Raw genomic sequence first — 24,193 nt, 5'->3', positions numbered from 1 at the left:
GAACCGGAGGTTCCTATGGAAGATCCGAAAACGGTAATAAAACATGAGCCCCGAAAGAGTCTGATCATTCTTTTTCTGTCGGCGATGTACAGTATCGTAATCGGCATCGTTGTCTTGATCGGCTTGAGCAGCGGCGATACAGACATGGCGGAAGGCGCCGGGTGGATTCTCATCATCTGTGGCGTCATCAGTCTGGTCTACTACGTGCTGGCGAGAAAGCAGACTCCGCCTGCCAAATAGCCGCTGTTCAGAACCACAGCCCGATCTCCGGATCGGGCTGTTTTCTTTCCGGGACAAAACCGAGGGACTCAAGGGTTTCTATCAGTCTCTGCGTATCCTCCACATTCAGAAAACCGCCGAGGGATATACGATGGTCGCGGTGGCTGAGGAATAGCTTGGCCGGTGCGAAGGGGTGGACCGGAGCTTTCAGCTGCAAGCGGGTGTAGGGGCGCGGCAGGGTCCACTGGGCGTTTTTCTGTGTCCGGCCCTTTTCCAGCAGGATCCTGTCTCTCTCCATGGTCAGGACTTCCTTGCGCTGGCAATCGCGGGACGTGATATAGATACCGACGGCGACGGCAATCAGCTCCAGGCCCGCAAAAGGCAGGATGACCCAGGCGCCTGCAAGCGCCCAGCCGATTCCGATGATGGCCGAGAGCACAACCAGTCCCATCCAGATCCGGACATTGCCTTTCCAGCTCAATGAACGGTTTGGGGTCAGTAGCAGCCGGGTGCCGCCGCCGGGGTGATCCAGTTTCTCAACCATGCCTGATGCCTCGCCATTTCACTTTGGAAATTACGCTGGCTGTTCAATTATTGATCATAGTCAAGAATGCTCAGGATGGGAAAATCGTCGTCACGGGCCATGATGGTCAGCCCGATCAGATCCGCCTCGGATTCGTGGGCACGAATGAAGGGCAGGGCGAGCTGATAACGGTAAAAAAGGGTAGCTAGGTTTTCAGACAGTAACGCCGCTCAGGCCGTCCTACAGTGCCATAGCTTACCTCGGCGCTCAGCTCTCCGGTGCCGACCAGGTATTCCAGATAGCGTCGGGCGGTTGTACGTGATGCGCCTATTTCTGCCCCCATTTCCTCAGCACTCCAGTGCCCGCCATGGGCGATCACGTCGCGGATTTTGTCCAGGGTGAGCCCGTCAATGCCCTTGGGCAGACGTTCCTGTCGGGGTTGGTCGGTTTCCTGGCTGCCACGGGGTAACAGGGCGTCCACTTCCTTCTGGGCCAACTGATTCAGGGTGGACAGTTTGTCCAGATGTTCCCGGTAGCGATTGACCGCTTCCTGCAGCCGTTCGAAAACCAGGGGTTTGAGGATGTAGTCGAAGACACCGCCACGCAGCGCACTGCGGAGAGTCTCCACCTCCTTGGCGGCGGTAATCAGGATTACGTCCGAGCCGCTGTCCCGGGCCCGCAGCTCCCGCAGTAGTTCAAGGCCATTGCCGTCCGGGAAGTAGACGTCCAGCAGGATGAGTTCCGGTTCCATGACGTCAACGAGGTCCCGGGCGTCGGCCAGGGTATGGGCAATACCGCAAAGCTCGACGTTTTCGAGTCGTTCCACAAACCGGCGCTGGATCTCGGCGATCTTGTGGTCATCCTCAACAATCAGAAGCCGAATCGGTGTCACGGGCTGCGTCTCCCTTCCGGTTGCTTGGGCAGATAGAGGGTGAACCGGCTGCCTCCCCCGGGCCGGTTCTCGACGGTGACCGAGCCTCCCCACCGGTTCAGGAACTGTTGCACAAGGTGCAGGCCAATCCCATGCTCCTCACCCTTGGTGCTGACCCCGCGCTCGAAGATCCGGTGCTGGGTGTCCTCCGGTATGCCGGGGCCTTCATCTTCCACTTCAAAGATCAGTTCCTCACCCAGGTCGGTCATCGACAGTCGCACCTGACCGTCTGTCCCGACTTGCTGGCGGGTTGCCTCCAGGGCATTGTCGATCAGGTTGCCGAGTACACTGACCAGCTGATCCCGAGGCAGGAGATCCGGAATATCGGCCATCCGGCTGTCGGGATCGATATCCAGGCGCAATCCCATTTCCCGCGCCCGGTTGTATTTCCCAAGCAGGCAGCCAGCGATGACCGGGTCGGGCACCGCCTCCAGTAGCAGGTGAAGCAGTGCCTGGTGGTCACTGACCTCGCTGCCGATCAGGTTAAGCGCTTCCTCATTGGCGCCAATCTGGATCAGCCCGGCGATGGTATGGAGCTTGTTGGAGTACTCATGGGTCTGACTGCGCAGGGTATCGGCATACTGTTGGATGCGGGTGAGCTGGCGGCTGACCTGATCGAGTTCGTTGCGCAGGCGGAAACTGGCCACCACGCCGATGATCTCGTCGCCCTGACGCACCGGCAGGCGGTTGACCACCATCTGCCGGCCGCGCAACCAGATTTCCCGGTCAAAATCCGGCTGCCCGGACTCCAGAACTGACATCAGGCTGCTTTCCGGCAGAATCTCGAGGATGGGTTTGCCCGCGAGTGGTTCATCCGGGGGCAGATCGAGGGTTTCGTAGGCGGCCCGGTTTACGGTGGTGATGATGCCGTCCCGGTTCACCGCAATGATGCCTTCGCGGACAGATTGCAGAGTGGCTTCCCGTTCACGGAACAGGCGGGCAATCTCCTCCGGTTCGAGCCCGAAAATCGCCCGTTTGAAGCGACCGGCAATGACAATGGCCGAGATCACTGTGACCAGCAGCATCAAACCAACCACTCCGTAAAGCACAAGGTTGTATCGGCGTATGGTGGCTTCCACCTGCTCCAGACTGTAGCCGACAGAGACAATGCCGATAATGTCACCGGTCTCCGGAACGATCACCGGTGCCTTGCCACGCATGGACTCGCCGAGGCTGCCCATGGCCCGGGCGACGTAGGCGTTGCCTTCCACCAGCGCTCTGCGGCCGTAGTCACCGTCGTCATCCCCCATGGAAAAGCCGATGCGGTCCGGGTCGGGGTGGGCCAGGCGGATGGCGTCATGGTCGCCGATCACAATGAAAAGCGCTTCGTTGGTTTCCGCCAGGCGTCGGGCCAGACGATTGAGGCCGGGAACATCCCGGGACCGGACTCCTTCGATCACCGCCGGTGAGGCCGCCACGGTCTTGGAGACCATCAGCGCGCGCTGGCCGATTTCCTCGTACAGGGATTCGCTGAGGTAGTAGCCGGCGAAGCCGCCAATCAGGATAGTCTGCAGCGCGCCGAGTACCCCCAGGGTGAGGATCATGCGGGTTTTGAGTTTGGTCTTTCGCAACACGGATCGGAATAACACTTCTTGTCGTTTGCTGTTCAGGGTACTGCATCCCCGCGCCGCATGCCCGTGATCTTTATGCACAAAATACCCTTAACGCTCTTTAAAGGCATTACGTGCACAAGCTTCAGTGTCTCGGGTTTCACCTATTAATCTGCGTTCATTCACTCCTCTGGTCTGCCAACGCCAGGGACCGGTCCTGCCTCGGGAGTGATGACAAAAACAAGCTGATTGAGGTGACAACAATGTTTATCAAGCGAACCCTGTCCTTCGTGGCGGCTGCAGCCGTCTCCATGTCTGCCATGGCCTGGCAGCCCTCCGGAAAAGTGGAATGTCTCGCCCCGGCTGATCCCGGTGGCGGCTGGGATTTCACCTGTCGCAGTGTCGGCAACGTGATGCAGGACCTGGGCCTGGTAGAAGGTACCGTTCAGACCATAAACATGGCAGGTGCCGGCGGTGGCGTGGCCTATGCCCACACCGTGAGCAAGCGTGCAGAAGACAACAAACTGCTGGTGGCGGCATCCACCGCAACCACCACCCGTCTGGCCCAGAAACAGTTTCCGGGCATGAACGCCGATATGGTGACCTGGGTCGGTGCGCTGGGCGCGGATTACGGCATCATCGCTGTCGGTAAGGATTCCGGGTTCCAGAACCTCAACGATCTGATGGATGCCGTGAAAGCCAATCCCAAATCCGTCAAGTTTGCCGGTGGCAGCGCCCGGGGTGGCTGGGATCACCTGAAGGTGCTGATTGCGGCCAAGGCGGCGGGCGCAGACAAGCTGCCGTCCATTCCCTACCTCTCCTACAACAACGGCGGTGAGGCCATGACCCAGGTAGTGGGTGGTCAGGTCGATGCCTTCACCGGTGATATTTCCGAGGCTACCGGTTTCATGGAGTCCGGTGACTTGCGCGTGCTGGCCGTTCTGGCGGACGAGCGCCTGCCGGGCAAGTTCAGTGATATCCCCACTGCGAAAGAACAGGGGATTGACGCCGTCGGCCCGAATTGGCGCGGTTTCTATATGCCCAAGGGGGCTGACGAAGCAGCCAAGCAATACTGGGTCGAGGCCGTGGACACCCTGTACGCGAGCGAGGAATGGAAGAAGGTCATGAAGAGCAACGGCCTGATCCCGTTCCACCCACCGGCGGACCAGTTTGACGAGTTTGTCCGTAACCAGGTGCAGGACATCGAGAAGCTGTCTCGCGAAATCGGGTTGCTGAAATGACGGGCTTCGGTGATCGCATACTCGGCCTGGGCCTTCTGGTCCTCGCAGTCGCCTATGGCTGGGCCGCCCAACAGTGGCCCGAGCCATTCGGCGGCGCCGAGAGTGTGGGCCCCGAAACCTTCCCGACCATCCTGTCAGTGGTACTGGTGGCAGGCAGCCTGTATCTGATGATCAAGCCGGATCCGGATGCCCATTGGCCGATCGGCAAATCGGCCCTGGAGCTGGTGGTCTCGGTGGTGGTGCTCATCGTCTATGCCCTGCTGCTCGAGCCGTTGGGCTTCATCATCGCCACCACCCTGGCAGTGGGTACCCTGAGCTGGCGCATGGGCGCGGCGCCGAAGCGGGCCTTCCTGACCGGGCTGATCAGCGCGGTAGTGGTATTCGTGCTGTTCAACTACGGCCTGTCCCTGAGCCTGCCCGCGGGCTTGCTGGAGGTGAACTGATGGAAACCCTCGGCTTTCTCATGGAGGGGTTCGCCGTTGCGCTGACCCCCTATAACCTCATGTATGCCCTGTTCGGGGCATTCGTAGGGACGCTGATCGGGTGTTTGCCCGGGTTGGGCCCGGCCAACGGCGTTGCCATCCTGATCCCATTGGCATTCACTCTGGGACTGCCCCCGGAGACGGCAATGATCCTGCTGACCGCAGTCTATGCCGGTGCCATGTATGGCGGGCGGATCTCCTCGATCCTGCTCAACATTCCCGGTGATGAGCCGGCAATGATGACCTGTCTCGACGGTTATCCGATGGCGCAGAAGGGCCGGGCAGCGGATGCCCTTGCCGTATCAGCCATCGCCTCGTTCGCGGGTGGTCTGATCGGTACTATCGGCCTGATCATGCTGGCGCCGGTACTGGCGAAATTTGCCCTGACCTTCGGGCCGGCTGAATACTTTGCCCTGTTCCTGCTGGCGTTCGCCACCCTTGGCGGAATCACCGGAAAGAACCCGATGAAAACAGTGGTGGCTGCGACCCTGGGCATCATGATCTCCACGGTGGGTATCGATATCTCCACCGGCACCCAGCGCTATACTTTCGGCGTGCTGGAGCTGTACGAAGGCATCGATTTCATCCTGGCGATCGTGGGCCTGTTTGCCATCTCCGAGCTGTTGTTCTTCGTGGAGCATCGCATGGGCGGCGGCCGGGAGAAAATGTCCGTCGGCAAGCTCAGTCTGAGTCTGAAAGAGCTGGTGACCACCATCCCGACGCAACTGCGGGGCGGTATCCTGGGCTTTATCTCCGGCGTGTTGCCGGGGGCCGGCGCCTCTCTGGGCAGCTTCATCAGCTATACCCTGGAGAAGCAGGTGGTTGGCAAGAAAGGCAAGTTCGGTGAGGGCGATATCCGCGGTGTGGTGGCGCCGGAGGCCGGCAACAACGGTGCCTCCTCCGGAGCCCTCGTGCCGATGCTGACTTTGGGGGTTCCCGGCAGCGGTACCACCGCTGTGCTGCTGGCGATGCTGATCTCCCTGAACATCACGCCGGGTCCGCTGATGTTTACCCAGAACGCCGACATCGTCTGGGGTGTCATTGCCGCCCTTCTCATTGGCAACGTGCTTCTGCTGGTACTCAATATCCCCCTGGTGGGCTTCTTCGTGAAGCTGCTGTCGGTGCCGCCGATGTACCTGCTGCCGATCGTCACCATGGTCGCGTTTGTGGGCATCTACTCCATCAGCCACAGCACCTTCGACCTTTACTTCATGGTGGCCTTTGGTGTGGCCGGTTACTTCCTGCGCAAGCTGGAAATTCCCCTGGTGCCGATCATACTCGGCCTGCTGCTGGGGCCGGAGATGGAGAAAAACCTGGGCCATGCCATGGTGCTTTCGGACGGAGACTGGAGCATCCTCTGGGGCAGCCCGCTGGCCATGGGGCTCTGGATCGTTGCCGGCCTTGGTCTGGTGCTGCCTTACCTGGTTGGTCCGCTCCTGCGCCGACGCATCAACGCGGCCATGAAAGAATCTCCCGTCAGCGACTGACGGAAACCTTATTGCTCCCACCTGACGATCTGTTGTCAGTCTTTGCACCGGGCCCTGCCCGGTGCTTTTTTATATCCGTCCGACTGATAGACTTTACGCCGTGCATTCCAAAAACAAGATCAGGGAGAAACGCGGCATGAACGTCATGGTGCTGGGGGCGACCGGGTTGACCGGCGGTCTGGTGGTGCAGCAGTTGCTGAGCCGGGAAGCGATCAGCAAAGTGGTCGTGCCGGTGCGCAAACCGGTGTCGGTGGAACATCCGAAGCTGGACCAGCATGTGGTGAACTTTGATGATCTCACCGCCCATGCCGATATGTTTGCGGTGGATGCCCTCATTTGCTGCCTGGGAACCACCATCAAGAAAGCCGGTTCCCAGGAGAACTTCCGGAAAGTGGATTACGGTTATGCGCTGGCCGCGGCCAAGCTGGCGCGGGAACAGGGTGCGAAGTCCCTGATTCTGATGTCCGCCATTGGCGCCTCTTCCTCATCCACCATTTTCTATAACCGGGTGAAGGGGGAGCTGGAGGATGCGGTCCGGGATCTGGATTTTCCCTACCTCTCGATCTACCACCCGAGCCTGCTGCTGGGCAATCGCCAGGAGCACCGGGGAGGCGAGGAGCTGGGCCAGATGGCCATGCCACTGGTGAATCGGGTGCTGATCGGACCCCTCGACAAATACCGGGCGATCAAGGCGGAGACCGTGGCCGAGGCCATGGTGAACGAAGTGTGCGGGGTATCGTCGGCGGAACCGGCTGAGCGTGTGGTTCAGGTCAGGGAATACCCGGACATTGTCGCCCTGGCGGGTTGACCGGCTTATTTCCCGTTGAGGATTCCCACCACCAGGCGGCCGGCCAGACCTATCAGGACTGCACCGAAAACCCGCTCGAACCAGACTGCCCTCTGCCGGAGTGCATCCAGCCAGCGGGGATTGGAGAACAGCCAGGCCACGATCAGGTACCAGCTGGTGTCAATGATAAGCGCCGTGGCGGCATAGCCGAATTTCGCCAGCAGGCTGGTGTCGGTGCCGACCACCTGGCTGAACAGGGCCAGGAAGAAGACAGCGATTTTCGGATTGAAGAAGGCAATCAGGAAGCCGTCCCGGGCCGCGCTCTGGGTGGTCGGGGCATCGGGTAGTTCATCGCTTTCCGGACGCCGGGCCATCAGCCCCCTGACGCCCAGCCAGGCGAGGTAGGCGGCACCGCCCCATTGCAGAACCGCGAACGCCGCCGGAGAGGCTGTGATCACGGCTGCCAGCCCCAGAATACTCAGAAACGCATAGATGCCGACGCCGACCCCGTGGGACAGGGCAGTAATCACGCCATTTCTGCGGCCACCACTCAATGTCTGCTTGAGAACCAGCGCCAGCGATGGGCCCGGGGACATGGCACCCAGGATGCAGATGGTCACAACGGTTAGCCAGGTGGCGAGGGTCATGGCAGATCAATCCTTTGCTATCAGAACAGGCTGCCCAGTGTAGCAGCCTGCCTCTGCCAAAAAACCTTTCAATTGCAACTGGTTGGCGGATTACTCCCCGGCCAGAATCCAGCGGGCAGCCTTTTCCGCGATCATCAGGGTGGGGGAGTTGGTGTTGCCGCTGGTAATGGTCGGCATGACGCCGGCATCCACGACGCGCAGGCCGGTTACACCCCGAACCCGGAGATGCGGATCTACCACAGCGTTTTCATCGTCGGGCCGTCCCATGCGGGTAGTGCCCACCGGATGGAAAATGGTGGTGCCGATATCCCCGGCCAGTTTGGTCAGTTCCTCGTCGGTCTGATACTGCATGCCGGGTTTGTATTCTTCGGGCTGGTACCTGGCGAAGGCCGGCTGCTCGGCAATGCGCCGCGTTACTCTGAGCGAATCTGCAGCCACTTTCCGGTCCTCCGGTGTACTCAGATAATTGGGGGCAATGGCCGGGGCCTGTTTCGGATCCCTGCTTCGGATACGCACGGTGCCGCGGCTGGTCGGGTTCAGGTTGCACACGCTGGCAGTAATCGCCGGGAAATCGTGCAACGGCTGACCGAAGGCGTCCAGGCTCAGGGGCTGGACATGATACTCGATGTTGGCATGCCGGTATTCCTCTGAACTGCGCGTGAACAGGCACAATTGTGACGGCGCCATGCTCATGGGGCCGGAACGGGAAATCAGGTATTCCAGGCCGATGCGGGCCTTGCCGATCAGCGAGTTGGCCATGGTGTTAAGAGTATTGGCCCCTTTCACCTTGTAAACAGAACGGATCTGCAGGTGATCCTGAAGGTTTTCGCCCACGCCAGGCAGGTCGTGGACCACCGGAATGTCATGCTCTTTGAGAAGGTCCGCCGGACCGATGCCGGACAGCTGCAGAAGTTGGGGCGAACCAATGGCACCGGCCGAGAGGATGACCTCCCGTTCTGCCCGGGCGAGCACCTCTCCCTCGCCGGGGCGCTCGACCCGAACGCCAGTGCAACGGGGTTGAGATCCGTTGGTCTCTGTCTCCAGTCCAAGCACGTGGGTCGAGTGCCAAAGTGTCAGGTTGGGACGTTTCTCCGCTTCCTTGAGGAACGCCTTGGAGGTGTTCCAGCGCCACCCGGAACGCTGGTTCACCTCGAAATAGTCGACCCCTTCATTGTCCCCCCGGTTGAAATCCCGGGTTCTCGGAATGCCGGCTTCCACGCAGGCCGTGGCAAAGTCCTCCAGAACCTTCCACTTCAGGCGCTGGTGTTCCACCCGCCATTCACCACCGCTGCCGTGATATTTGCGGTGATCCTCGTCGGCATCCCCGCCATCATCCAGTCGGTAATGGTCTTCATGGCGCATGAAATCCGGCAGGCAATTGTCCCAGGTCCAGGCGTCTTCTCCGGTAACCTCCGCCCAGTGGTCATAGTCCCGTGCCTGACCGCGGATGTAGAGCATGCCATTGATGCTGGAGCAGCCCCCCAGGGTTTTGCCACGGGGATAGATCAGGGACCGGCCATTCAGGCCGGGATCCGGTTCTGTGCGGAAGCGCCAGTCCGTGCGCGGATTGTCGATGCAGTACAGGTACCCCACGGGGATATGGATCCAGTGGTAGTTGTCGCGGCCACCGGCCTCGATCAGCAGTACCCGGTTGTCCGGGTTGGCGCTGAGGCGGTTGGCCAGCAGGCAGCCGGCGGTGCCGGCCCCCACGATGATGTAATCGAAACTCTGCGCGTGTCCCTGTGCCTTGTTGTTGTCGGACATGGCATTCTCCCGCTCTGTATTTTTCTTGCTCACGCCACTTACTTGGCAGTCGGCATCACAAATTCGGCACCGTGTTCGATGGACTCGGACCAGCGCTGCATGATGGATTTCTGGCGGGTGTAGAACTTGACGCCTTCTTCGCCGTAAGCGTGGGTATCGCCGAACAGGGAGCGTTTCCAGCCGCCGAAACCGTGCCATGCCATGGGCACCGGGATGGGGACGTTGATGCCGACCATGCCCACCTGGATGCGGCGACCGAACTCCCGTGCCACATGACCACTCTCGGTGAAGCAGCTGACGCCATTGCCGAACTCATGGTCGTTGATCAGCTGGATGGCAGTGGCGATGTCCGGAACCCGGACACAGACCAGTACCGGGCCGAAGATTTCTTCGCGGTAAATGGTCATCTCGGGAGTGACGTTGTCGAACAGTGTGCCACCCATCCAGAAACCATTCTTGCAGCCTTCGCCGGTGGAAGAGGCATCAAATTCGCGGCCGTCAACGACCAGCTCAGCGCCTTCGGCTACGCCTTTCTCAATGTAGCCCGTGATGCGCTGATGAGCCGCGGCAGTCACGATCGGGCCCATTTCCGCATCCAGTTCCTCACCGTTCTTGACCTTAAGCGCCCGGGCACGGTCGGCCAGTTGCGGCACTATCCTGTCTGCCACATCGCCCACCAGCACGGCAACACTGATGGCCATGCAGCGCTCACCGGCGCTGCCATAGGCAGCACCGATCAGGGCATCGACCGCCTTGTCGAGATCGGCATCGGGCATGACCACCATGTGGTTCTTGGCGCCACCGAGGGCCTGGATGCGCTTGCCATGCTTCGCGCCCTTTTCGTAGAGGAGGTTGGCGATCGGCGTGGAGCCGACGAAACTCAGTGCCTGCACATCCGGGTGTTCGATCAGGGCTTCCACGGCGTCCTTGTCACCCTGCACGACGTTGAAGACGCCGTCCGGCAGGCCTGCCTGTTTGAGCAGGTCGGCGATCATCAGTGATGCGCTCGGATCCAGCGGGCTGGGCTTCAATACAAAGGTATTGCCGGCGGCGATGGCCACCGGGAACATCCACATGGGCACCATGGCCGGGAAGTTGAACGGGGTGACGCCGGCCACCACGCCCAGAGGCTGCCGGGTGGTCCAGTTGTCGATACCGGTGCTGACCTGCTCGGTGTAGTCGCCTTTCAGCAGCTGGGGAATCCCGCAGGCAAACTCGACAATATCAATGCCCCGGCTCACTTCACCCTGGGCGTCGGTAAAGACCTTGCCGTGTTCGGCGGTAATGGCGCGGGCCAGGTCGTCCTTGTGCCTGTTCAGCAGTTCCAGAAACTTGAACATTACCCGGGCCCGACGGATGGGTGGCGTATCTGCCCAGGCCGGGAACGCGGCATTGGCGGCGGCAACGGCGGCATCCACATCCGCGCGATTGGCGAGAGCAACCTGACCGGTCACCTGGCCGGTGGCCGGATTGAACACGCTCTGGGTCTGGTCCGAGGTGTGGCTTGATATTTCGCCATTGATATAATGCTGGATGGTTGCGTGAGTCATGGGAAAGCCCTTTGTTGTTGCATTGAACCGCCGGCAGTCGCCGGAACCGGGTGCATGAAGCCCGAACGGGTGGCGTTTGTTCGATAATTAACCATTCAGGCTAGAGCGGATCGAAGCCCGGATCAATTGAGATTTTTAAAACCTGAATATAAGCTTTGTTTATATCACGTGGAAGGAGCGGGTTTCCCATGCATCCATTACAGAGCCTCCGGGCGTTCGTGACCGTTGCCCGTGAGGGCAGCGTTTCCCGTGCCGCCGAGCGCCTGCACCTGACCCAGCCGGCAGTCAGCCTCAAGCTCAAACAGTTGCAGGACGAGCTCGATCTGAAACTGTTTCTGCGCAAGCCCCAGGGGCTGGTGCTGACCCCCGATGGTCAGGCGCTGTTGCCGTCGGCTGAAAAAGCACTGGCGGCGATGGCGGCATTCGGGCAGAGCGCCCGCGCCCTGCACAGCACGCTCCGGGGTCGGCTGAAGATTGGCACGATTGTCGATCCGGAGTTCATCCGCCTTGGTGCGTTCCTGCATCGGTTGGTTGAGCGGGCGCCGCAGCTGGAGACCGAATTGAGGCAGGGTATGAGCGGCAGTGTGCTGGACCAGGTCCGCGATGGCAGACTGGATGTCGGTTTTTTCCTGGCCCCACCGGGGGTCGGTCCCGGGGCATCGGTTCCGGAAGTTGCCCACCGTGAGCTGGCCCAGTTTCATTACTATGTGGTTGCCCCCGCCGGTTGGGGCAACAGGGTGGCTTCCACAGAGTGGGAGGCATTGGCTGCCCTGCCGTGGATCGTCACGCCCGAGGATTCGGTGCATCACCGGTTGCTCCGCAGCATACTTGATCCTTTGGGGCTCGCGCCGCACGGTGTCGCGCAGGTGGACCAGGAGGCCTGCATGCTGGACCTGGTGCGGGCGGGAGTGGGCCTGAGTCTGGCGCGGGATGCCCTGGCCATGGCCGAGCGACAGGAGCGGGGTCTGATTGTGGTGCAAGGCCTGCAATTGCCTTGTGCCCTGAGCTTTATCTGGCAACGGGACCGCGAGGGCGAGCCCCTGATTGCCGAGGCGCTTGAGGCACTGGCCGGGGTCTGGGGGTTGCCTGCGGCTGCCTAACCCAGAGTGGCGTCGAGGAACATCATCACGACGAAACCGGCCAGCAGGCAGAAGGTAGACATGATTTTCCACTGCCGGTGATGGGTCTCCGGAATGATCTCATTGCTGATGATGAACAACATCGCGCCCGCCGCGAAGCCCAGGGTCCAGGGCATGAGTGGCTCCGCCAGCCAGACCAGAGTGGCTCCGAACAGGCCCCCCAGTGGTTCGGCCAGCCCGGTCAGCACTGCAATTCCGAAGGCCTTGGGACGGGAGTAGTCGATGGCCAGGAGGGAAAAGGCGACGGCCAGCCCCTCGGGAACATTCTGCAGGCCGATACCGGTGGCCAGGACATAACCATTACGCACATCGCCACCGGCAAAGCCGACACCAACCGCCATGCCCTCGGGGAAATTATGCAGGGTAATGGCAACGATAAAGAGCCATATCCCACGGATATAGGAAGCTTTCGAGCCCTCCCGGCCAAGCTCGAAGTGTTGATGCGGGAGTTTCTGGTGGACATAGAGCAGGGCAGCGGCGCCGGACAGGATGCCGACGATCACGATGAGCGCGGCGCTCCAGGTGTGGCCGGTGATTTCCTCGCCGTAGTCCAGCCCCGGAAGCAGGAGCGAGAAGAAGGAGGCTGCCAGCATGACGCCGGCCGCTGCAGCCAGCATGCCGTCCTGAAGCCTGTGGGTGATGGTGCGAACCAGGAAGATTGCCAGAGCGCCAACTCCTGTGGCCAGGCCGGCGAAGAGACTGGCAAGGGTGCCCAGCCAGACAATACTGAAATCAGCGGACATGCGCGCTCCTGTTGGCTTGTGGTTTCAGCATAGCATCCGGGACGCTTGGCGATTGGTCGTATGGTGCAATACTGTGGATTCGGGCGATAAATCCGGGACAATGACAAAAGGGGAGTGACATGAAACTGCCAGAGCCGTTCCAGTACCAACAGATCGATGTTGGCGATGTAACCATTAACGTCGCCCATGGCGGCTCAGGCCGCCCCCTGTTGTTGTTGCACGGTTACCCCCAGACCCATCTGATGTGGCACAAGGTGGCGCCGGCACTCCTCCGGGACTTTCATGTGATCTGTCCTGACCTCAGGGGGTACGGCGACAGCAGCAAACCGGATTCGGACGCGGAGCACAGCGCCTACAGCAAGCGGCAGATGGCGACGGACATGGTGGCATTGATGCAGTCTCTGGGCTATCGGGAGTTCTCGGTGGCAGGCCACGACCGGGGTGCCCGGGTCACCCATCGCCTTTGTCTGGACTATCCGGACGCGGTGGAGCGCGCCTGCGTGATGGATATTGCCCCGACACTGCACATGTTCGAGCATACCGACCAGGCGTTTGCTACCGGCTATTACCACTGGTTCTTCCTGATCCAGCCTGATGGTTTGCCCGAGCACATGATCGGTCAGGATCCGGACTACTACCTGCGGGAGAAACTCCGGCGCTGGTCGGCACCGGGGGCACGGTTCGACCCAGAGGCGGTAGCCGAGTATGTGCGGTGCTTCTCCAGCTCCGAGGCTATCCATGCCAGCTGTGAGGATTACCGGGCGGCGGCCACGATCGATCTGCAGCACGATCGGGCGGATCGTGATCGGGGGCACAAAGTGCCGTGCCCTCTGCTGGTGTTGTGGGGGAGCAAGGGCTTTGTGAATCGTACCTACGACGTCAAGGCGGTCTGGCGAAACTATGCCAATGACGTTAAGGCCGAGGCGTTGGAATGTGGGCACTTTCTCCCCGAAGAGGTGCCAGAGGCCGTCATCACCCGAATGCGGCGTTTCTTTACAGAGAGTTGATAGATCAGCCAGTTGCCCTGAGAGCCGGGTTTCAGTTCGTCTTGACTGTGGGGTAGACGGAGCGTGCCAGCGTTGGCTCGCAACCAATGGCCCCCCGCGCCTGTTTATGGGCATGCAAATACCAGCGTCTGCCGCCAGAGGTAAAGGTATCCGCTGTCACTTCAAAGCTGGCAGTGGTGACCGTCGCTGGAATAGGGGTGCCATCAGCGTGTCGGTAGACGCAGCTGGTTTCCAGGCTGAAAGCCGTTGCCAAGGGTAAGGCAATGAAGCCGTCTTCGGTAACACGGGGAACCTTGCCATCGATGGAAACTACCTTGAGACAAGGGCCAAAGTGGACCTTGTCGAGGTCATCAATATACTCGCTGAGGCAGTGTTGAGCGCTCAGCAGGACCCGGTCGGTGGGAATGTTGCCCTGGGTGCCGGAGGGCAGCGACTGACAGCCGCTCAGAATCAAAAGCGCCGAGAGGAAAGGCAGTATGCGTGGCATGATGATCTCCTAGCCTGTGCCTTTCCTCCCGGACATCCCGAATACCTTACTCGAAGGTCCGGGGCCGTAGGACGTCGGGCTTCAGGAAAGGCTTGTCGCCGGTGTTGTCGTGATCGCCCAATAGTTTACCGTTGACTACTGTTCCATAGTTCGTGTGCTTGTGGAAGTTCAGGAACTTTTCACGGGTCTCTTTCACGTCTCCGGTATAACGCGGATCCTGCGGGCGTTCCTGGGAGTTGATGTAGTTGGCAACCTGCCAGGCTTCATCGTCGGTCAGTGACCCGGGCTGCCCCAGCGGCATGTTGTTCTTGATGAACGAGGCCGCGGTGAAAATCCGGGTCATGCCTGCACCCCAATTGTAAGAGCCATCACCCCACAGCGGCGGGAACACAACCTGGCCGTCCTTCTTCTGGCCCTGCCCGTTGTCGCCGTGGCACACAGCACAATTCTCGGCGTAGACCTGCTGGCCGCGTTCATAATCCAGTTCGGGCTTCTTGTTACCCAGGTGGCTGAAGCCGCGACCGCCAATGTTCTTTTCGTACACCGGGGCGTCCTTCGCAAGCCACTGGTGGTAGGCCATCATCGCCAGCATATCGTCACTGCCATAGGCGGGAGGCTTGCCATTCATGGAGAACGAGAAACAGCCGGCAATCCGCTCTTCCAGGGAGTTTACGTGCTGGTTCTTGCCGCGGAAATCCGGCAGCGTGGTGGCGGCCGGCCAGACCGGTCCGGACCAGTTCATGCGCCCCTCGCCCATGTGGCAGGATTTGCAGTTCAAGTCATTGAACACGTACTTGCCACGGTACTGCTGGGTATTCATGAACATGTCCCGGCCCTTGAGGATGACCTTTTTCAGTTCCGGATGGATGTTGTCGTCGTTCTTCAGGTCCTCCACGGTCGGGGCGCTGTGAACGTATTGGCCTTCCTTGAATTCCGGCAGGTTGACCGGCACTTCAGGCTGCGCAAGGACCGGGGAGCTCGCAACCAGCAGGCCGGCGAGCAGGGAAATCGTATGTTTCATTTTCATGGCTCTGCCTCCTAGTTCGCGGTTGCACTCTGGCTGCCCAGATAGGCGGCCACGGCGTCGATCTGTTCCTCGGTCAGGCGCTCCGCAACGGCTGTCATCAGCTGGTTGGGATCGTTATTGCGCTGGTTGTTCTTCCAGGCATTGAGCTGTGACCGGATGTAACTGGGGTGCTGTCCGGCGATGGCCGGGAAGGTTTCGCCAACACCGCGGTTGCCGGGTCCGTGGCAGGAGGAACACGGCGGAATGTAGTTGTCCCAGTCGCCCTGGTTGGCCAGTTTTTCGCCGAGGGCGAGTACTTCATCACTGACACTGGCCGGTGTGGTGGTCTCGGGAACTGGCATGGAAGCATAGTAGGCGGCCAGGTCCCGGATTTGCTGTTCATCGAAGTTGTCGACATTGGGCTGCATCACCGGACTGATACGTCCACCGTTGTTATAAGCCAGCATCTGGCTGGTCAGGTAGGTGGCGTCGAGTCCGGCCAGGCGGGGAAAACCACCGGCATTGTTGCCCGAACCGTCGGCACCATGACAGGCCAGGCACGGAGCGCCGCTGCCGTCACCCTGTGCGGCCAGCTGTGCGCCCCGCTCGGGATCACCTCCGGCGGCGTAGGCGCCAGAGGCCAGGGCAGTCATCGCCCCCGTCAGAATCAGTTGGGAGAGGATTTTCATTGTTTGCCTCCGTTCATAAATAAAGCGCATTAGCTTATTTCCCTTTGTGCTAAAGTCAATAAGACTTCGGTTACTGGTCTCCGGTGGCTGGGGTGAGGTCTGTTGCGACGACCGGCGTTGGCAGCTGGTGTTCCCCGGACACGGCCTGGCGCAACTGGGCCAGCAACCGGAAGTCGCGATTGTAGATATCGTCGCGGAACTGGATTCGCTGCGCCTCATCCACCCAGGCCGTCCAATATTGAATATAGATGGCAATCGGCTCGGGGAGAATCGCGGTGACCGGCGTTTTTTCCTCAAGGAGGCGATCGATTATACGCCGGTTCCATTCGGGGGCGCCGGCAAGAAGCTGTTCGGCCAGCTCCATCGGTTTTTCCACCCGGATACAACCGGAGCTGAAGCTTCGTTCCTGGCGGCCGAACAGGTACTGGCCCGGTGTATCGTGGAGGTACACCGCATAGGGGTTGGGAAACATGAACTTGACCTGTCCGAGGGCGTTCAGGGGGCCTGGTTGCTGAACCAGCTGATAGGGAAAGTTGTCCCTGGACAGTGAAGGCCAGTCAATGGCCGCCGGATCGATTTTTTGCCGGTCTGCCCCCCAGCCCTGATAGACGCTGATGTCCTGGCGGTCCAGGTACGCCGGATCGCGGATGATCTCGGGCAGCAGGTCCTCGATCATCAGCTTGCGAGGTACCGTCCAGGTGGGGTTGAACACCAGGTAGCGGATGCGATCGGAAAACACGGGGGTCTGGCGGTAGGGGCGGCCGACAATAACCCTTGAACGCAATGCCTCGCGGCCATCCAGCACCAGCTGTAGTCCGAAACCGGCAATATTGACAATCACATAGTCATCGCCGAGGGATTGGGGCAGCCAGCGCCAGCGTTCCAGGCTGGCGTCGATTTGCCGGATGCGTTCCACCGGCATGAGATTCACTGCCGCAAGGGTTTTCCTGCCGATGGTGCCGTCTGGCTCCAGGCCATGCCGCGCCTGGAAGTTGGGAATCACCGGGTCCAGGTCCTTGCTGTAGAGGGTAGGATCGGTGGCCGCCGTCTCCGGCTCTGCCGGGGCCGGGATGTCTCCGAGGGCAGTCAGTCTGCGCCGGATTTCCGGTAGCCGGGGATCCTGGTCGCCGGGATGAATGGATGGGCCATCCGCAATCGGCAACCAGGGGTGTCCAAGCAAGGGTGTGAGCCGGTTGCGGGCCTCCTTCAGTTTGGCATAGGCAGGATGGGTGGGCCTGAGACTATCCAGAGTGGCGGCAATGGTGTCGTTCCGGAGCGTCTCGGCGAGAGTAACGGCCAGGTCCTGGTGTTGGCGACTGGCGTTCCACTCGGCGTGAATGGTCTGTGGATTCACCTTGCCCTCCAACAGATGGGATGCAGCCAGCAGGAAGGCATCGGTAAACAGCAGGTCGATGTCAGCCCGCATCTCCCCGGACAGGTCGTCGCGTGCCCGCAGGACCAGGTCTGATAAAAGTTCTCCGTGATAGTCCGCCGGGTTGAGGCCGTCGTTGGCGATCTGCCTGATGGCTTCAGCCAGTTCCCGGCGATGGCCCGGGGAGGACCACGCCGGCTGGAAACCATGATTCTCGTAGAATCTGCGCAATGCTTCCCGTGCCAGCAGTGGCTCGCCAAGCACCTGCATTGGCTGCCCGCCTTCGAGCGCTTCAATTCGTTGGACCAGGGGTTCGCTGGGGCCTGCTGCCGTGACGGAATGCGCCGGTGGCATCAAGATGATCATGGTTGCCAGGATGGCTAACGCGGTGTGCCTGTATTTACTCATAACTACCCGTTACCACAGTGCCATCTGGTCTCCGGCGGGGCGGCGGAAAAGGTCGATCCTCAGAGAGCCCTGTTCACGGCCATTGAGCCCGAGCTTGCGCACCTTGTTCCGGAAGCGTTGGCGAATGAGGTCGGAGTAGGGGCCCTGACCGGTCATACGGCTGCCGAAGGTACTGTCGTAACTCTTGCCACCCCTCAGATCACGGATCCGGTTCATGACATGCCCGGCCCGGTCCGGGAAATGTCGCTGGAGCCAGTCCTGGAACAGTTCGTCCAGCTCATAGGGTAAACGTAGCATAATCCAGCCTGCCTGTTCGGCTCCTGCGTTGGCCGCGGCCTCCAGAATCGCCTCGATTTCGTGGTCGTTGATAAACGGGATGACCGGGCCGATGATGATACCGACCGGAATGCCGGCTTCACGGAGCCGTTCAATCACCTTCAGGCGTGTCGCCGGTGCCGCTGTCCGTGGTTCCATCCGTCGCTTCAGGTCATTGCTCAGGGTGGTCAGGCTGATGGTGACCGAACACAGTTGGTCCCTCGCCAGGTCCGAGAGCAGGTCCAGGTCCCGCAGGATCAATGCGCCCTTGGTAATCAGGGAAACCGGGTGACGGTATTCGCACATAACCTTGAGCAGATCGCGGGTTATTTCCCGTTCCCGCTCGATGGGCTGGTAGGCATCGGTGTTCATACCCAGGGCGATGGGGGACACCCGGTAGCCTGGCTTGTCCAGAGTCTCCCGGAGCCGTGCTGCGGCATTATGTTTGGCGATCAGCCGGGTTTCGAAATCCAGCCCGGGCGACATGTCCCAGTAAGCGTGCGAGGGTCGGGCGAAGCAGTAGATGCACGCGTGTTCACAGCCCCGGTAGGGGTTGATGGACTGTTCAAAAGGAATGTCCGGGGAGCTGTTACGGCTGATGATGGACCTCACCGTCTCATCCATGACGTCCGTTGCCATGGAATCCGGGCAGACCTCGTCCTCCGGATCCCGGTACCAGCCGTCGTCGTGGTCGCGGTCGGTGGCGATAGGCTGGAAGCGATTGTGCGGATTCAGGCTGGTGCCCCGGGTTTTCATAGTTTCACCAATACTGTTCATGTATACAGTACTGTTGATGCTACTACCCCTGTATCCTTCCCGGCAAGCAGAATCCGGCAGCCCGAACGCCGGCCTGATGTCTGAATACCGAGGAATCCATGTCTGATCTTACGCTGGTCCAGTACGCCCTGATTGGCCTGATATTCGTGTGGAGCGGGTTTGTCCGCTCGGGCCTGGGGTTTGGCGGCGCGGTCCTGTCCCTGCCGTTTCTCCTGCTGGTTTACGATGAGCCACTGGTGTTTCTGCCGATCATTGCGGTGCACCTGCTGGTGTTTTCATCCCTGACCATCTGGATGAACAACCGGAAGAACCACAGTCGGGAGAACCCGGTGGAAGGGGGCACGGTGGACTGGCCGTACCTGTGGCGGATTCTGGGAATCATGATCGTGCCCAAGCTGATCGGGGTGTTCGGTTTGATCACCATGCCGGGTAACGTGTTGAGTGCGATCATCTTTGTGATTGTGGCGTTGTATTCGGTGTCCTATATCATCAACAAGCCGTTCCGCAGTGGCAGCAAGACTGTGGATGCGATTTTTCTGATGGTGGGGGGCTACATCAGTGGCACGTCCCTGATCGGGGCGCCGCTGATCATCGCCGTTGCCGCGCAGCACGTGGTTAAGGAAAAGCTCAGGGATACCCTGTTCGCGCTCTGGTTCATCCTGGTGCTGATCAAGATGGCCGCGTTTGTCTGGGCGGGCGTGGACCTGCAACTCATCCACCACCTGTGGTTGCTGCCCTGTGCCGCGGTCGGCCATGTGATCGGACTGTACGTGCACGACCGCATGCTCAGAGCAGAAACGCCGGTTTTCTTCCGGGTGCTGGGGGTTGTTCTGCTGGTGGTCAGCAGTGTTGGTATGTTCAGTGTGCTGGGCTGAGGGAATCCCCTCAGCCCGTGCGACCGAAGACCTTTTCGAGAAAACCGACGGAACGGACATCCGGAATCGGCAGGTTATCCACCTCGTCGATAGCCTTGCGCCAGAAAGCTTCAGGATCATCCAGATGGGCTACCTTGGCGCGCTCTTCCTTGCTGTAGTGGTTGTGTTCGCCTTCGATGCCCTCGGCCATCAACGCCTGGGTGTACAGGTAGATGGCGGCGCGAATGGTGCGCAGCACGCGACAGTAGACATCCCGGCTGAGGTTGATCGCCAGTTCCGCTGACAGGTTGATCTGCTTTTGCAGCTCAACCATGGCCTCTTTCTCCAGGGGAACCCGGTTGCCGTCACCTTTCTTGCAGTTCAGGCAGACCTTCTCCAGCGCCTTGACACCGTCGGTCAGATCCATATGGCCATGTTCGGCCTTCTGGTCTTCCTCCAGTGGTGCAGGAATCCAGCCATACTGGGGCGAGCGGGCGACGATATGCCCGGGCAGATCCCGGCGGAAGGGCGGAGCGGATGCGAGGTCCTGGTAGCCATCGAATTCCGTGCGCAGCCAGGCTGCCACCTCGCGATGCCGGAGCATCATGGCAAGGGTGATGGCGGCTTGCACGATATCCTCGACCAGTTCACTGGAATCCCGGGTCCGTTCCTCCAGGTGATTGACGGATGCAGACATGTTTTCCTCCCCGGCAATGGCCATTCGGGGTGGTCTGTTCCATTGCCGTGTTTTTGTTGTTGTTGATGCGACTTTCGGTTGCTGTAACCGCAAGTTCTGAACTAAAACGTATACACGGGATCCGGCTTTCGCCGTTGTAAAAAGGTTATTGCTTGTAACCGACGGTAAGCGGGTCGGGGGAGGTCTGGAAATGACAGCTGAAGACAGATTCATATCACGCCGGGAATCCATGGTGGACTACCAGATCATCAGCCGGGGCATTGACGATCCGCTGGTGGTGGAAGCCATGCGCCGGGTGCACCGGGAAGCCTTCGTGCCGGACAGCCTCCGGGACGCCGCCTACGAGGATGGTCCGCTGCCGATCGGGGCTGGCCAGACCATCTCCCAGCCCTATATTGTCGCCCTGATGACCGATGCCCTGGAGCTTCGGGGCGGCGAACGGGTACTGGATATCGGCACCGGCTCGGGCTATGCGGCCGCTGTGCTGGCCTGCATTGCCGCCGAGGTGTTTGGTATCGAGCGGATTCCGGAACTCGCGGAGCGGGCCCGGAAGAATCTGGCGGCGGAAGGGTTCGACAATGTCCGGGTACGCTGCGGCGACGGCACCCTCGGGTGGCCGGAAGAGGCCCCGTTTGACGGCATCACTGTCGCCGCTGGAGCTCCCGCTGTACCGGATACACTGAAGCATCAACTGGCGGTGGGCGGACACCTGGTCATTCCGGTGGGCTCGGAGCACATCTCCCAGACACTGATGCGGGTAACCCGTGTGTCGGCGGATGAATTCAGGACAGAGAATCTTGGCGGCGTCCGTTTCGTACCCCTGCTCGGGGAGCAGGGGTGGTCCTGAGGGCGACTGGCTCAGCTGCCGGCGTGCGTGCTCTCGAAGATCTTGTCCGCCGAGGCCGCGACAAAGCCGCTGTATAGTTCACCGTCTGGTTTGGGGTAACGCAGGGCGAACTCGTAGAAACAGCTGGGAATGGTCGCCTCCCGGTCCGAGAACCGCACCGCAACCCGGTCCGCCATGGTGGATGACTGTTCCAGCAAATCCTCTGGTGAACCTTTCACCTCGCCGCCACTGCTGTTGACGGTAAAGCCGTTGTCCTTGAGCAGCTGGTTCATTTCGGCGACGCTGTGAATGCTGTCCAGGTCATTGATGCTGACCGTGAAATGATTGGCCCGGTAGCCCCAGGCCGCCATCCAGGCTGCGTATTCACTCTCATCCAGCAATTCCCGGTAGGTGCCATGGCTCACCTGCCAGTGCCGGCCGGAATACAGGAAGTCATCTGCCGTGGTGCTTCCCGGGTCGACCTGAGCGACCAGTTCCCGAACGATCTGCTGAAGCCCCGGCGAGCACTGGTCCACCAACAACTCCGAGATGAACACCTTGGGCGCGTGCTTGTCCGGATGTTCAAAATGGCGCGCATAGAGCTTCTTGGCGTCGAAGTGGTACTCCCCGCAGGCTTCGTAACCGAGATTCAGGAAGTGCTGTGCCAGTGTCTCCAGGCTGACGGGATCGATATTGAAGGTGCGCAGCGCAATGTGGTCGTTGACCACCGGCTTTGATTCCCGCTCGGCCAGAAGTTGATGAATCCTCTCTGCCGAGGGGGTGACGGCCCGGTAGTTCTCCCAGAGGTTACTGAACAGGGTCTGGTAATCAGTGTGCATAGTGTCTTTCTCCTTGTTCGTCTGCAGGGGTGGCCGCTGGGTGCGCCGGCTGTGTCCGGGAACCCGTCCAGGCGTGCTTCAGTGGCAGTAGCCAGACGGCTGCCTGTTCCGGGATGCCCAGCTGGTTGCCGATGTGGGCCGGCAGGGTAACCGCGGATCCGTCCGGATCGATCCATGCCTGATCGGTCACCGTGGCCCGGAAATCCATTGCGCCAGTTGTGGCGACTATAACCGGCCCGGCAGTCTGGTAACGGTGTCCCGGTTTGGCAGCGCCGGCGAACCGGGCGGAGCATTGCGCTGAACGCCTTACGCTGGTTATATCCCGCAGGCCACACTCCACGGTTGGCCCGGCATCGAACAGGTCGACAAACCCGCGATGACGAAAACCCTCGGCCTCCAGCATTCCCAGGGCCGGGCGGGTATGGGGATGAACCTTGCCGATCACCGCTCGGGCCTCGTCGCTCATCAGGTGCGTGTAGAGCGGTGCCGCCGGCATCAGCTCCTCGATGAAATCAGTGTAGCCGGAGCCCACCAGGTTGGTGGCTGAGGTGAATTCCATGTCAACGAAGTGCTGCCTGAGCCAGCTCCAGAAGGGAGACTGTCCGGCGTGGTCCGAGACGCCCCGCATTTCAGCGATGACCGTATTGGTAAAGCGTTCCGGGTGCTGTGCCATGAACAGGAACCGGACCCGTGACAACAGCTTGCCGGCATTGGCCCTGCGGTATTCCGGGCGAAGATAGAGCGAGCAGATTTCCGTGTGGGCGTTGTAATGGCTGCAGCGGGTCAGGGTTTCCACCTGTCGGCGCAGTCCCAGGTCCCGGGAATGATGGACCACCGTGTTGTGATGGAAGTGATACAGGGGGCGTGTATGGCCAGTGCGGGCCTCGATGCCGGTGGTGCCCATGATTGCACCGGTTTCCTCGTCCTCCAGGACAAACAGGTAGTGCTCATCGCCCGGCGCATCGATATCCCGGCAGAAACTGGCACTGGCATGGTCGATTTTCCGGGCCAGTGCGTCCCGGTCCGGCATCAGGGAGGTGAAACCGGGGCCGGACTCATCGGCGATGCGGTAGAGGGTATCCAGGTCTGTTGCTGCAACCGGTCTGATGATCATGGCGAATCTTCCCTGCTGTTTTGGTGCCAGTATGGGGAAGAGTGCTGCCGGTTTGCAGTTTCAATCTGATCGAAGTGATCTACAATACTGACAAAACGCCATATAAAGCTATCGGAATGATTAATTCTCAGGACCAGAAATTGCTCATGCTGCTGCGGCAGGATGCCAGAACCAGCATTACCGACCTTGCCAGATCGCTGGGTGTCTCCCGCTCAACGGTCCAGAACCGGCTGGCCCGGCTCGAGAAGGCGGGCATTATCCGGGGCTATTCGGTGGAACTGGGCGGGGAGTACCTGGCCAACCAGGTCGAGGCACACGTATCAATCAAAGTGATACAGAAGCTCACGGCGCGAACCAATACGGCCCTGGAAGACATCAGTCAGGTGGTGCAACTGTTTTCGGTCAGTGGCGAGTACGACCTCATTGCCATCGTCCAGGCCCAATCCCTTGAGGAGCTGAGCAAGGTCCTTGATGACATCGGTAATCTCGAGGGCGTGGAGCGCACCAATTCAGCGGTCGTGCTGGAGACCCGATTCAGGCGTTAGTGCGGATTGCTGGGGTCAGCCGCCCAACAGGCCCGCGTAGGCAGAGTAGAGAAAGGCCGCGGAGCCGACGAGGATGATACCCCAGGCAGGGAAGATCAGAGCCGAGCGAGTCGATGTTTTCATATGCACCTCCTTCAGTGATGCTGTTCGATACGCTGATACCCTCACTGTAGACCAGTCTTGATTAATGTCAC

Annotated in this window: 25 protein-coding genes; 10 read left to right on the top strand and 15 right to left on the bottom strand. The window is 60.4% G+C overall.

The features are described from left to right. Window positions 1-15: 15 nt before the first annotated feature. Window positions 16-240, top strand: coding sequence for a hypothetical protein (locus ACQUTG_RS01335; protein WP_428917681.1), 225 nt, complete (start codon window positions 16-18; stop codon window positions 238-240). Window positions 241-247: 7 nt separating this feature from the next. On the opposite strand, the gene ACQUTG_RS01330 is transcribed toward ACQUTG_RS01335, so the two are convergent. From ACQUTG_RS01330 to ACQUTG_RS01320, 3 genes are all read right to left on the bottom strand, one after another. Next, window positions 248-763 carry a DUF2244 domain-containing protein gene (locus ACQUTG_RS01330; protein WP_428917680.1) on the bottom strand — a complete coding sequence of 172 codons (516 nt, stop codon included), beginning with the start codon at window positions 761-763 and terminating at the stop codon, window positions 248-250. Between the two features lie 184 nt (window positions 764-947). Beyond that, a complete protein-coding gene (locus ACQUTG_RS01325; RefSeq protein WP_428917679.1) occupies window positions 948-1,634 on the bottom strand; it encodes a response regulator in 687 nt (228 codons plus the stop codon). Next, the gene (locus ACQUTG_RS01320) at window positions 1,631-3,247 is read right to left on the bottom strand and encodes an ATP-binding protein (RefSeq protein ID WP_428917678.1); all 1,617 of its coding nucleotides are present in this window, start codon (window positions 3,245-3,247) and stop codon (window positions 1,631-1,633) included. The genes ACQUTG_RS01325 and ACQUTG_RS01320 overlap by 4 nt, the downstream gene beginning before the upstream one ends. A 239-nt stretch (window positions 3,248-3,486) precedes the next feature. On the opposite strand from ACQUTG_RS01320, the gene ACQUTG_RS01315 reads away from it, so the two are divergent. The 4 genes from ACQUTG_RS01315 (at window position 3,487) to ACQUTG_RS01300 (ending at window position 7,241) form a co-directional block, all read left to right on the top strand. Then, window positions 3,487-4,464, top strand: a complete 978-nt coding sequence (locus tag ACQUTG_RS01315) for a Bug family tripartite tricarboxylate transporter substrate binding protein (RefSeq protein WP_428917677.1) — start codon at window positions 3,487-3,489, stop codon at window positions 4,462-4,464. Continuing rightward, on the top strand, window positions 4,461-4,907 hold the full coding sequence (locus ACQUTG_RS01310; RefSeq protein WP_428917676.1) for a tripartite tricarboxylate transporter TctB family protein: 447 nt from the start codon (window positions 4,461-4,463) through the stop codon (window positions 4,905-4,907). Before ACQUTG_RS01315 ends, ACQUTG_RS01310 begins: the two co-directional genes overlap by 4 nt. Then, a complete protein-coding gene (locus tag ACQUTG_RS01305) occupies window positions 4,907-6,433 on the top strand; it encodes a tripartite tricarboxylate transporter permease (protein WP_428917675.1) in 1,527 nt (508 codons plus the stop codon). Before ACQUTG_RS01310 ends, ACQUTG_RS01305 begins: the two co-directional genes overlap by 1 nt. A 136-nt stretch (window positions 6,434-6,569) precedes the next feature. After that, on the top strand, window positions 6,570-7,241 hold the full coding sequence (locus ACQUTG_RS01300; RefSeq protein WP_428917674.1) for an NAD(P)H-binding protein: 672 nt from the start codon (window positions 6,570-6,572) through the stop codon (window positions 7,239-7,241). 5 nt (window positions 7,242-7,246) lie between these two features. On the opposite strand, the gene ACQUTG_RS01295 is transcribed toward ACQUTG_RS01300, so the two are convergent. From ACQUTG_RS01295 to ACQUTG_RS01285, 3 genes are all read right to left on the bottom strand, one after another. Further along, on the bottom strand, window positions 7,247-7,867 hold the full coding sequence (locus ACQUTG_RS01295) for a LysE family translocator (RefSeq protein WP_428917673.1): 621 nt from the start codon (window positions 7,865-7,867) through the stop codon (window positions 7,247-7,249). 90 nt (window positions 7,868-7,957) lie between these two features. After that, window positions 7,958-9,631: a GMC family oxidoreductase gene (locus ACQUTG_RS01290; RefSeq protein ID WP_428917672.1), complete on the bottom strand. Its 1,674-nt coding sequence runs from the start codon at window positions 9,629-9,631 to the stop codon at window positions 7,958-7,960. A gap of 38 nt (window positions 9,632-9,669) precedes the next feature. Next, the gene (locus tag ACQUTG_RS01285) at window positions 9,670-11,181 is read right to left on the bottom strand and encodes a CoA-acylating methylmalonate-semialdehyde dehydrogenase (RefSeq protein WP_428917671.1); all 1,512 of its coding nucleotides are present in this window, start codon (window positions 11,179-11,181) and stop codon (window positions 9,670-9,672) included. A 188-nt stretch (window positions 11,182-11,369) separates the two neighbouring features. Between ACQUTG_RS01285 and ACQUTG_RS01280 the strand changes: the two genes are divergently transcribed. Continuing rightward, entirely contained in the window at window positions 11,370-12,281 is a 912-nt protein-coding gene (locus ACQUTG_RS01280; protein WP_428917670.1) for a LysR family transcriptional regulator, read from the top strand. Here the strand turns inward: ACQUTG_RS01280 and ACQUTG_RS01275 are convergent. Beyond that, window positions 12,278-13,063, bottom strand: a complete 786-nt coding sequence (locus ACQUTG_RS01275; protein WP_428917669.1) for a ZIP family metal transporter — start codon at window positions 13,061-13,063, stop codon at window positions 12,278-12,280. The genes ACQUTG_RS01280 and ACQUTG_RS01275 overlap by 4 nt on opposite strands. 119 nt (window positions 13,064-13,182) lie before the next feature. Here ACQUTG_RS01275 and ACQUTG_RS01270 point away from each other — a divergent pair, with 119 nt between their 5' ends. Next, window positions 13,183-14,070: an alpha/beta fold hydrolase gene (locus tag ACQUTG_RS01270; RefSeq protein ID WP_428917668.1), complete on the top strand. Its 888-nt coding sequence runs from the start codon at window positions 13,183-13,185 to the stop codon at window positions 14,068-14,070. A gap of 31 nt (window positions 14,071-14,101) precedes the next feature. On the opposite strand, the gene ACQUTG_RS01265 is transcribed toward ACQUTG_RS01270, so the two are convergent. The 5 genes from ACQUTG_RS01265 to ACQUTG_RS01245 all read right to left on the bottom strand — a co-directional run bounded on the left by ACQUTG_RS01265 (window position 14,102) and on the right by ACQUTG_RS01245 (window position 19,103). Then, window positions 14,102-14,557 (bottom strand): hypothetical protein, encoded by a 456-nt coding sequence (locus tag ACQUTG_RS01265; protein ID WP_428917667.1) that lies wholly within the window; start codon window positions 14,555-14,557, stop codon window positions 14,102-14,104. A 46-nt stretch (window positions 14,558-14,603) separates the two neighbouring features. Beyond that, window positions 14,604-15,584, bottom strand: a complete 981-nt coding sequence (locus ACQUTG_RS01260; protein ID WP_428917666.1) for a c-type cytochrome — start codon at window positions 15,582-15,584, stop codon at window positions 14,604-14,606. Between the two features lie 11 nt (window positions 15,585-15,595). Next, window positions 15,596-16,252 (bottom strand): c-type cytochrome, encoded by a 657-nt coding sequence (locus ACQUTG_RS01255; RefSeq protein WP_428917665.1) that lies wholly within the window; start codon window positions 16,250-16,252, stop codon window positions 15,596-15,598. A 70-nt stretch (window positions 16,253-16,322) separates the two neighbouring features. Continuing rightward, a complete protein-coding gene (locus ACQUTG_RS01250) occupies window positions 16,323-18,032 on the bottom strand; it encodes a L,D-transpeptidase family protein (protein WP_428917664.1) in 1,710 nt (569 codons plus the stop codon). Between the two features lie 9 nt (window positions 18,033-18,041). Beyond that, window positions 18,042-19,103 carry a PA0069 family radical SAM protein gene (locus tag ACQUTG_RS01245; RefSeq protein WP_428917663.1) on the bottom strand — a complete coding sequence of 354 codons (1,062 nt, stop codon included), beginning with the start codon at window positions 19,101-19,103 and terminating at the stop codon, window positions 18,042-18,044. Window positions 19,104-19,222: 119 nt separating this feature from the next. Between ACQUTG_RS01245 and ACQUTG_RS01240 the strand changes: the two genes are divergently transcribed. Then, complete coding sequence (locus ACQUTG_RS01240; protein ID WP_428917662.1) at window positions 19,223-19,999, top strand: TSUP family transporter; 777 nt, start codon at window positions 19,223-19,225, stop codon at window positions 19,997-19,999. A gap of 10 nt (window positions 20,000-20,009) precedes the next feature. Here ACQUTG_RS01240 and ACQUTG_RS01235 read toward each other — a convergent pair whose 3' ends face one another. Beyond that, on the bottom strand, window positions 20,010-20,675 hold the full coding sequence (locus tag ACQUTG_RS01235; protein WP_428917661.1) for a hypothetical protein: 666 nt from the start codon (window positions 20,673-20,675) through the stop codon (window positions 20,010-20,012). A 190-nt stretch (window positions 20,676-20,865) separates the two neighbouring features. Here ACQUTG_RS01235 and ACQUTG_RS01230 point away from each other — a divergent pair, with 190 nt between their 5' ends. After that, window positions 20,866-21,522, top strand: coding sequence for a protein-L-isoaspartate(D-aspartate) O-methyltransferase (locus ACQUTG_RS01230; protein ID WP_428917660.1), 657 nt, complete (start codon window positions 20,866-20,868; stop codon window positions 21,520-21,522). 11 nt (window positions 21,523-21,533) lie between these two features. Here the strand turns inward: ACQUTG_RS01230 and ACQUTG_RS01225 are convergent, their stop codons facing one another. Both ACQUTG_RS01225 and ACQUTG_RS01220 read right to left on the bottom strand, forming a co-directional pair. After that, complete coding sequence (locus ACQUTG_RS01225) at window positions 21,534-22,340, bottom strand: DUF1338 domain-containing protein (protein WP_428917659.1); 807 nt, start codon at window positions 22,338-22,340, stop codon at window positions 21,534-21,536. After that, window positions 22,330-23,454, bottom strand: a complete 1,125-nt coding sequence (locus tag ACQUTG_RS01220) for an arginine N-succinyltransferase (RefSeq protein ID WP_428917658.1) — start codon at window positions 23,452-23,454, stop codon at window positions 22,330-22,332. Before ACQUTG_RS01220 ends, ACQUTG_RS01225 begins: the two co-directional genes overlap by 11 nt. 116 nt (window positions 23,455-23,570) lie before the next feature. On the opposite strand from ACQUTG_RS01220, the gene ACQUTG_RS01215 reads away from it, so the two are divergent. Beyond that, the gene (locus ACQUTG_RS01215) at window positions 23,571-23,999 is read left to right on the top strand and encodes an Lrp/AsnC family transcriptional regulator (protein WP_428917657.1); all 429 of its coding nucleotides are present in this window, start codon (window positions 23,571-23,573) and stop codon (window positions 23,997-23,999) included. Window positions 24,000-24,193 lie beyond the last annotated feature (194 nt).

Origin of the sequence: Marinobacter sp. DUT-1 (assembly GCF_050379415.1) — a bacterium.
Classification (GTDB): Bacteria; Pseudomonadota; Gammaproteobacteria; order Pseudomonadales; family Oleiphilaceae; genus Marinobacter.
The sequence above is the reverse complement of the archived record's forward strand: the minus strand, read 5'-3'. Positions and strand labels throughout refer to the sequence as shown.

What these genes read in the sequence shown, in the direction of transcription:
- ACQUTG_RS01335 (WP_428917681.1), top strand. Translation starts at nt 16, where the DNA reads ATGGAAGATCCGAAAACGGTAATAAAACATGAGCCCCGAAAGAGTCTG.
- ACQUTG_RS01330 (WP_428917680.1), bottom strand. Translation starts at nt 763, where the DNA reads ATGGTTGAGAAACTGGATCACCCCGGCGGCGGCACCCGGCTGCTACTG.
- ACQUTG_RS01315 (WP_428917677.1), top strand. Translation starts at nt 3,487, where the DNA reads ATGTTTATCAAGCGAACCCTGTCCTTCGTGGCGGCTGCAGCCGTCTCC.
- ACQUTG_RS01310 (WP_428917676.1), top strand. Translation starts at nt 4,461, where the DNA reads ATGACGGGCTTCGGTGATCGCATACTCGGCCTGGGCCTTCTGGTCCTC.
- ACQUTG_RS01305 (WP_428917675.1), top strand. Translation starts at nt 4,907, where the DNA reads ATGGAAACCCTCGGCTTTCTCATGGAGGGGTTCGCCGTTGCGCTGACC.
- ACQUTG_RS01300 (WP_428917674.1), top strand. Translation starts at nt 6,570, where the DNA reads ATGAACGTCATGGTGCTGGGGGCGACCGGGTTGACCGGCGGTCTGGTG.
- ACQUTG_RS01295 (WP_428917673.1), bottom strand. Translation starts at nt 7,867, where the DNA reads ATGACCCTCGCCACCTGGCTAACCGTTGTGACCATCTGCATCCTGGGT.
- ACQUTG_RS01290 (WP_428917672.1), bottom strand. Translation starts at nt 9,631, where the DNA reads ATGTCCGACAACAACAAGGCACAGGGACACGCGCAGAGTTTCGATTAC.
- ACQUTG_RS01285 (WP_428917671.1), bottom strand. Translation starts at nt 11,181, where the DNA reads ATGACTCACGCAACCATCCAGCATTATATCAATGGCGAAATATCAAGC.
- ACQUTG_RS01280 (WP_428917670.1), top strand. Translation starts at nt 11,370, where the DNA reads ATGCATCCATTACAGAGCCTCCGGGCGTTCGTGACCGTTGCCCGTGAG.
- ACQUTG_RS01275 (WP_428917669.1), bottom strand. Translation starts at nt 13,063, where the DNA reads ATGTCCGCTGATTTCAGTATTGTCTGGCTGGGCACCCTTGCCAGTCTC.
- ACQUTG_RS01270 (WP_428917668.1), top strand. Translation starts at nt 13,183, where the DNA reads ATGAAACTGCCAGAGCCGTTCCAGTACCAACAGATCGATGTTGGCGAT.
- ACQUTG_RS01265 (WP_428917667.1), bottom strand. Translation starts at nt 14,557, where the DNA reads ATGCCACGCATACTGCCTTTCCTCTCGGCGCTTTTGATTCTGAGCGGC.
- ACQUTG_RS01260 (WP_428917666.1), bottom strand. Translation starts at nt 15,584, where the DNA reads ATGAAAATGAAACATACGATTTCCCTGCTCGCCGGCCTGCTGGTTGCG.
- ACQUTG_RS01255 (WP_428917665.1), bottom strand. Translation starts at nt 16,252, where the DNA reads ATGAAAATCCTCTCCCAACTGATTCTGACGGGGGCGATGACTGCCCTG.
- ACQUTG_RS01250 (WP_428917664.1), bottom strand. Translation starts at nt 18,032, where the DNA reads ATGAGTAAATACAGGCACACCGCGTTAGCCATCCTGGCAACCATGATC.
- ACQUTG_RS01245 (WP_428917663.1), bottom strand. Translation starts at nt 19,103, where the DNA reads ATGAAAACCCGGGGCACCAGCCTGAATCCGCACAATCGCTTCCAGCCT.
- ACQUTG_RS01240 (WP_428917662.1), top strand. Translation starts at nt 19,223, where the DNA reads ATGTCTGATCTTACGCTGGTCCAGTACGCCCTGATTGGCCTGATATTC.
- ACQUTG_RS01235 (WP_428917661.1), bottom strand. Translation starts at nt 20,675, where the DNA reads ATGTCTGCATCCGTCAATCACCTGGAGGAACGGACCCGGGATTCCAGT.
- ACQUTG_RS01230 (WP_428917660.1), top strand. Translation starts at nt 20,866, where the DNA reads ATGACAGCTGAAGACAGATTCATATCACGCCGGGAATCCATGGTGGAC.
- ACQUTG_RS01225 (WP_428917659.1), bottom strand. Translation starts at nt 22,340, where the DNA reads ATGCACACTGATTACCAGACCCTGTTCAGTAACCTCTGGGAGAACTAC.
- ACQUTG_RS01220 (WP_428917658.1), bottom strand. Translation starts at nt 23,454, where the DNA reads ATGATCATCAGACCGGTTGCAGCAACAGACCTGGATACCCTCTACCGC.
- ACQUTG_RS01215 (WP_428917657.1), top strand. Translation starts at nt 23,571, where the DNA reads ATGATTAATTCTCAGGACCAGAAATTGCTCATGCTGCTGCGGCAGGAT.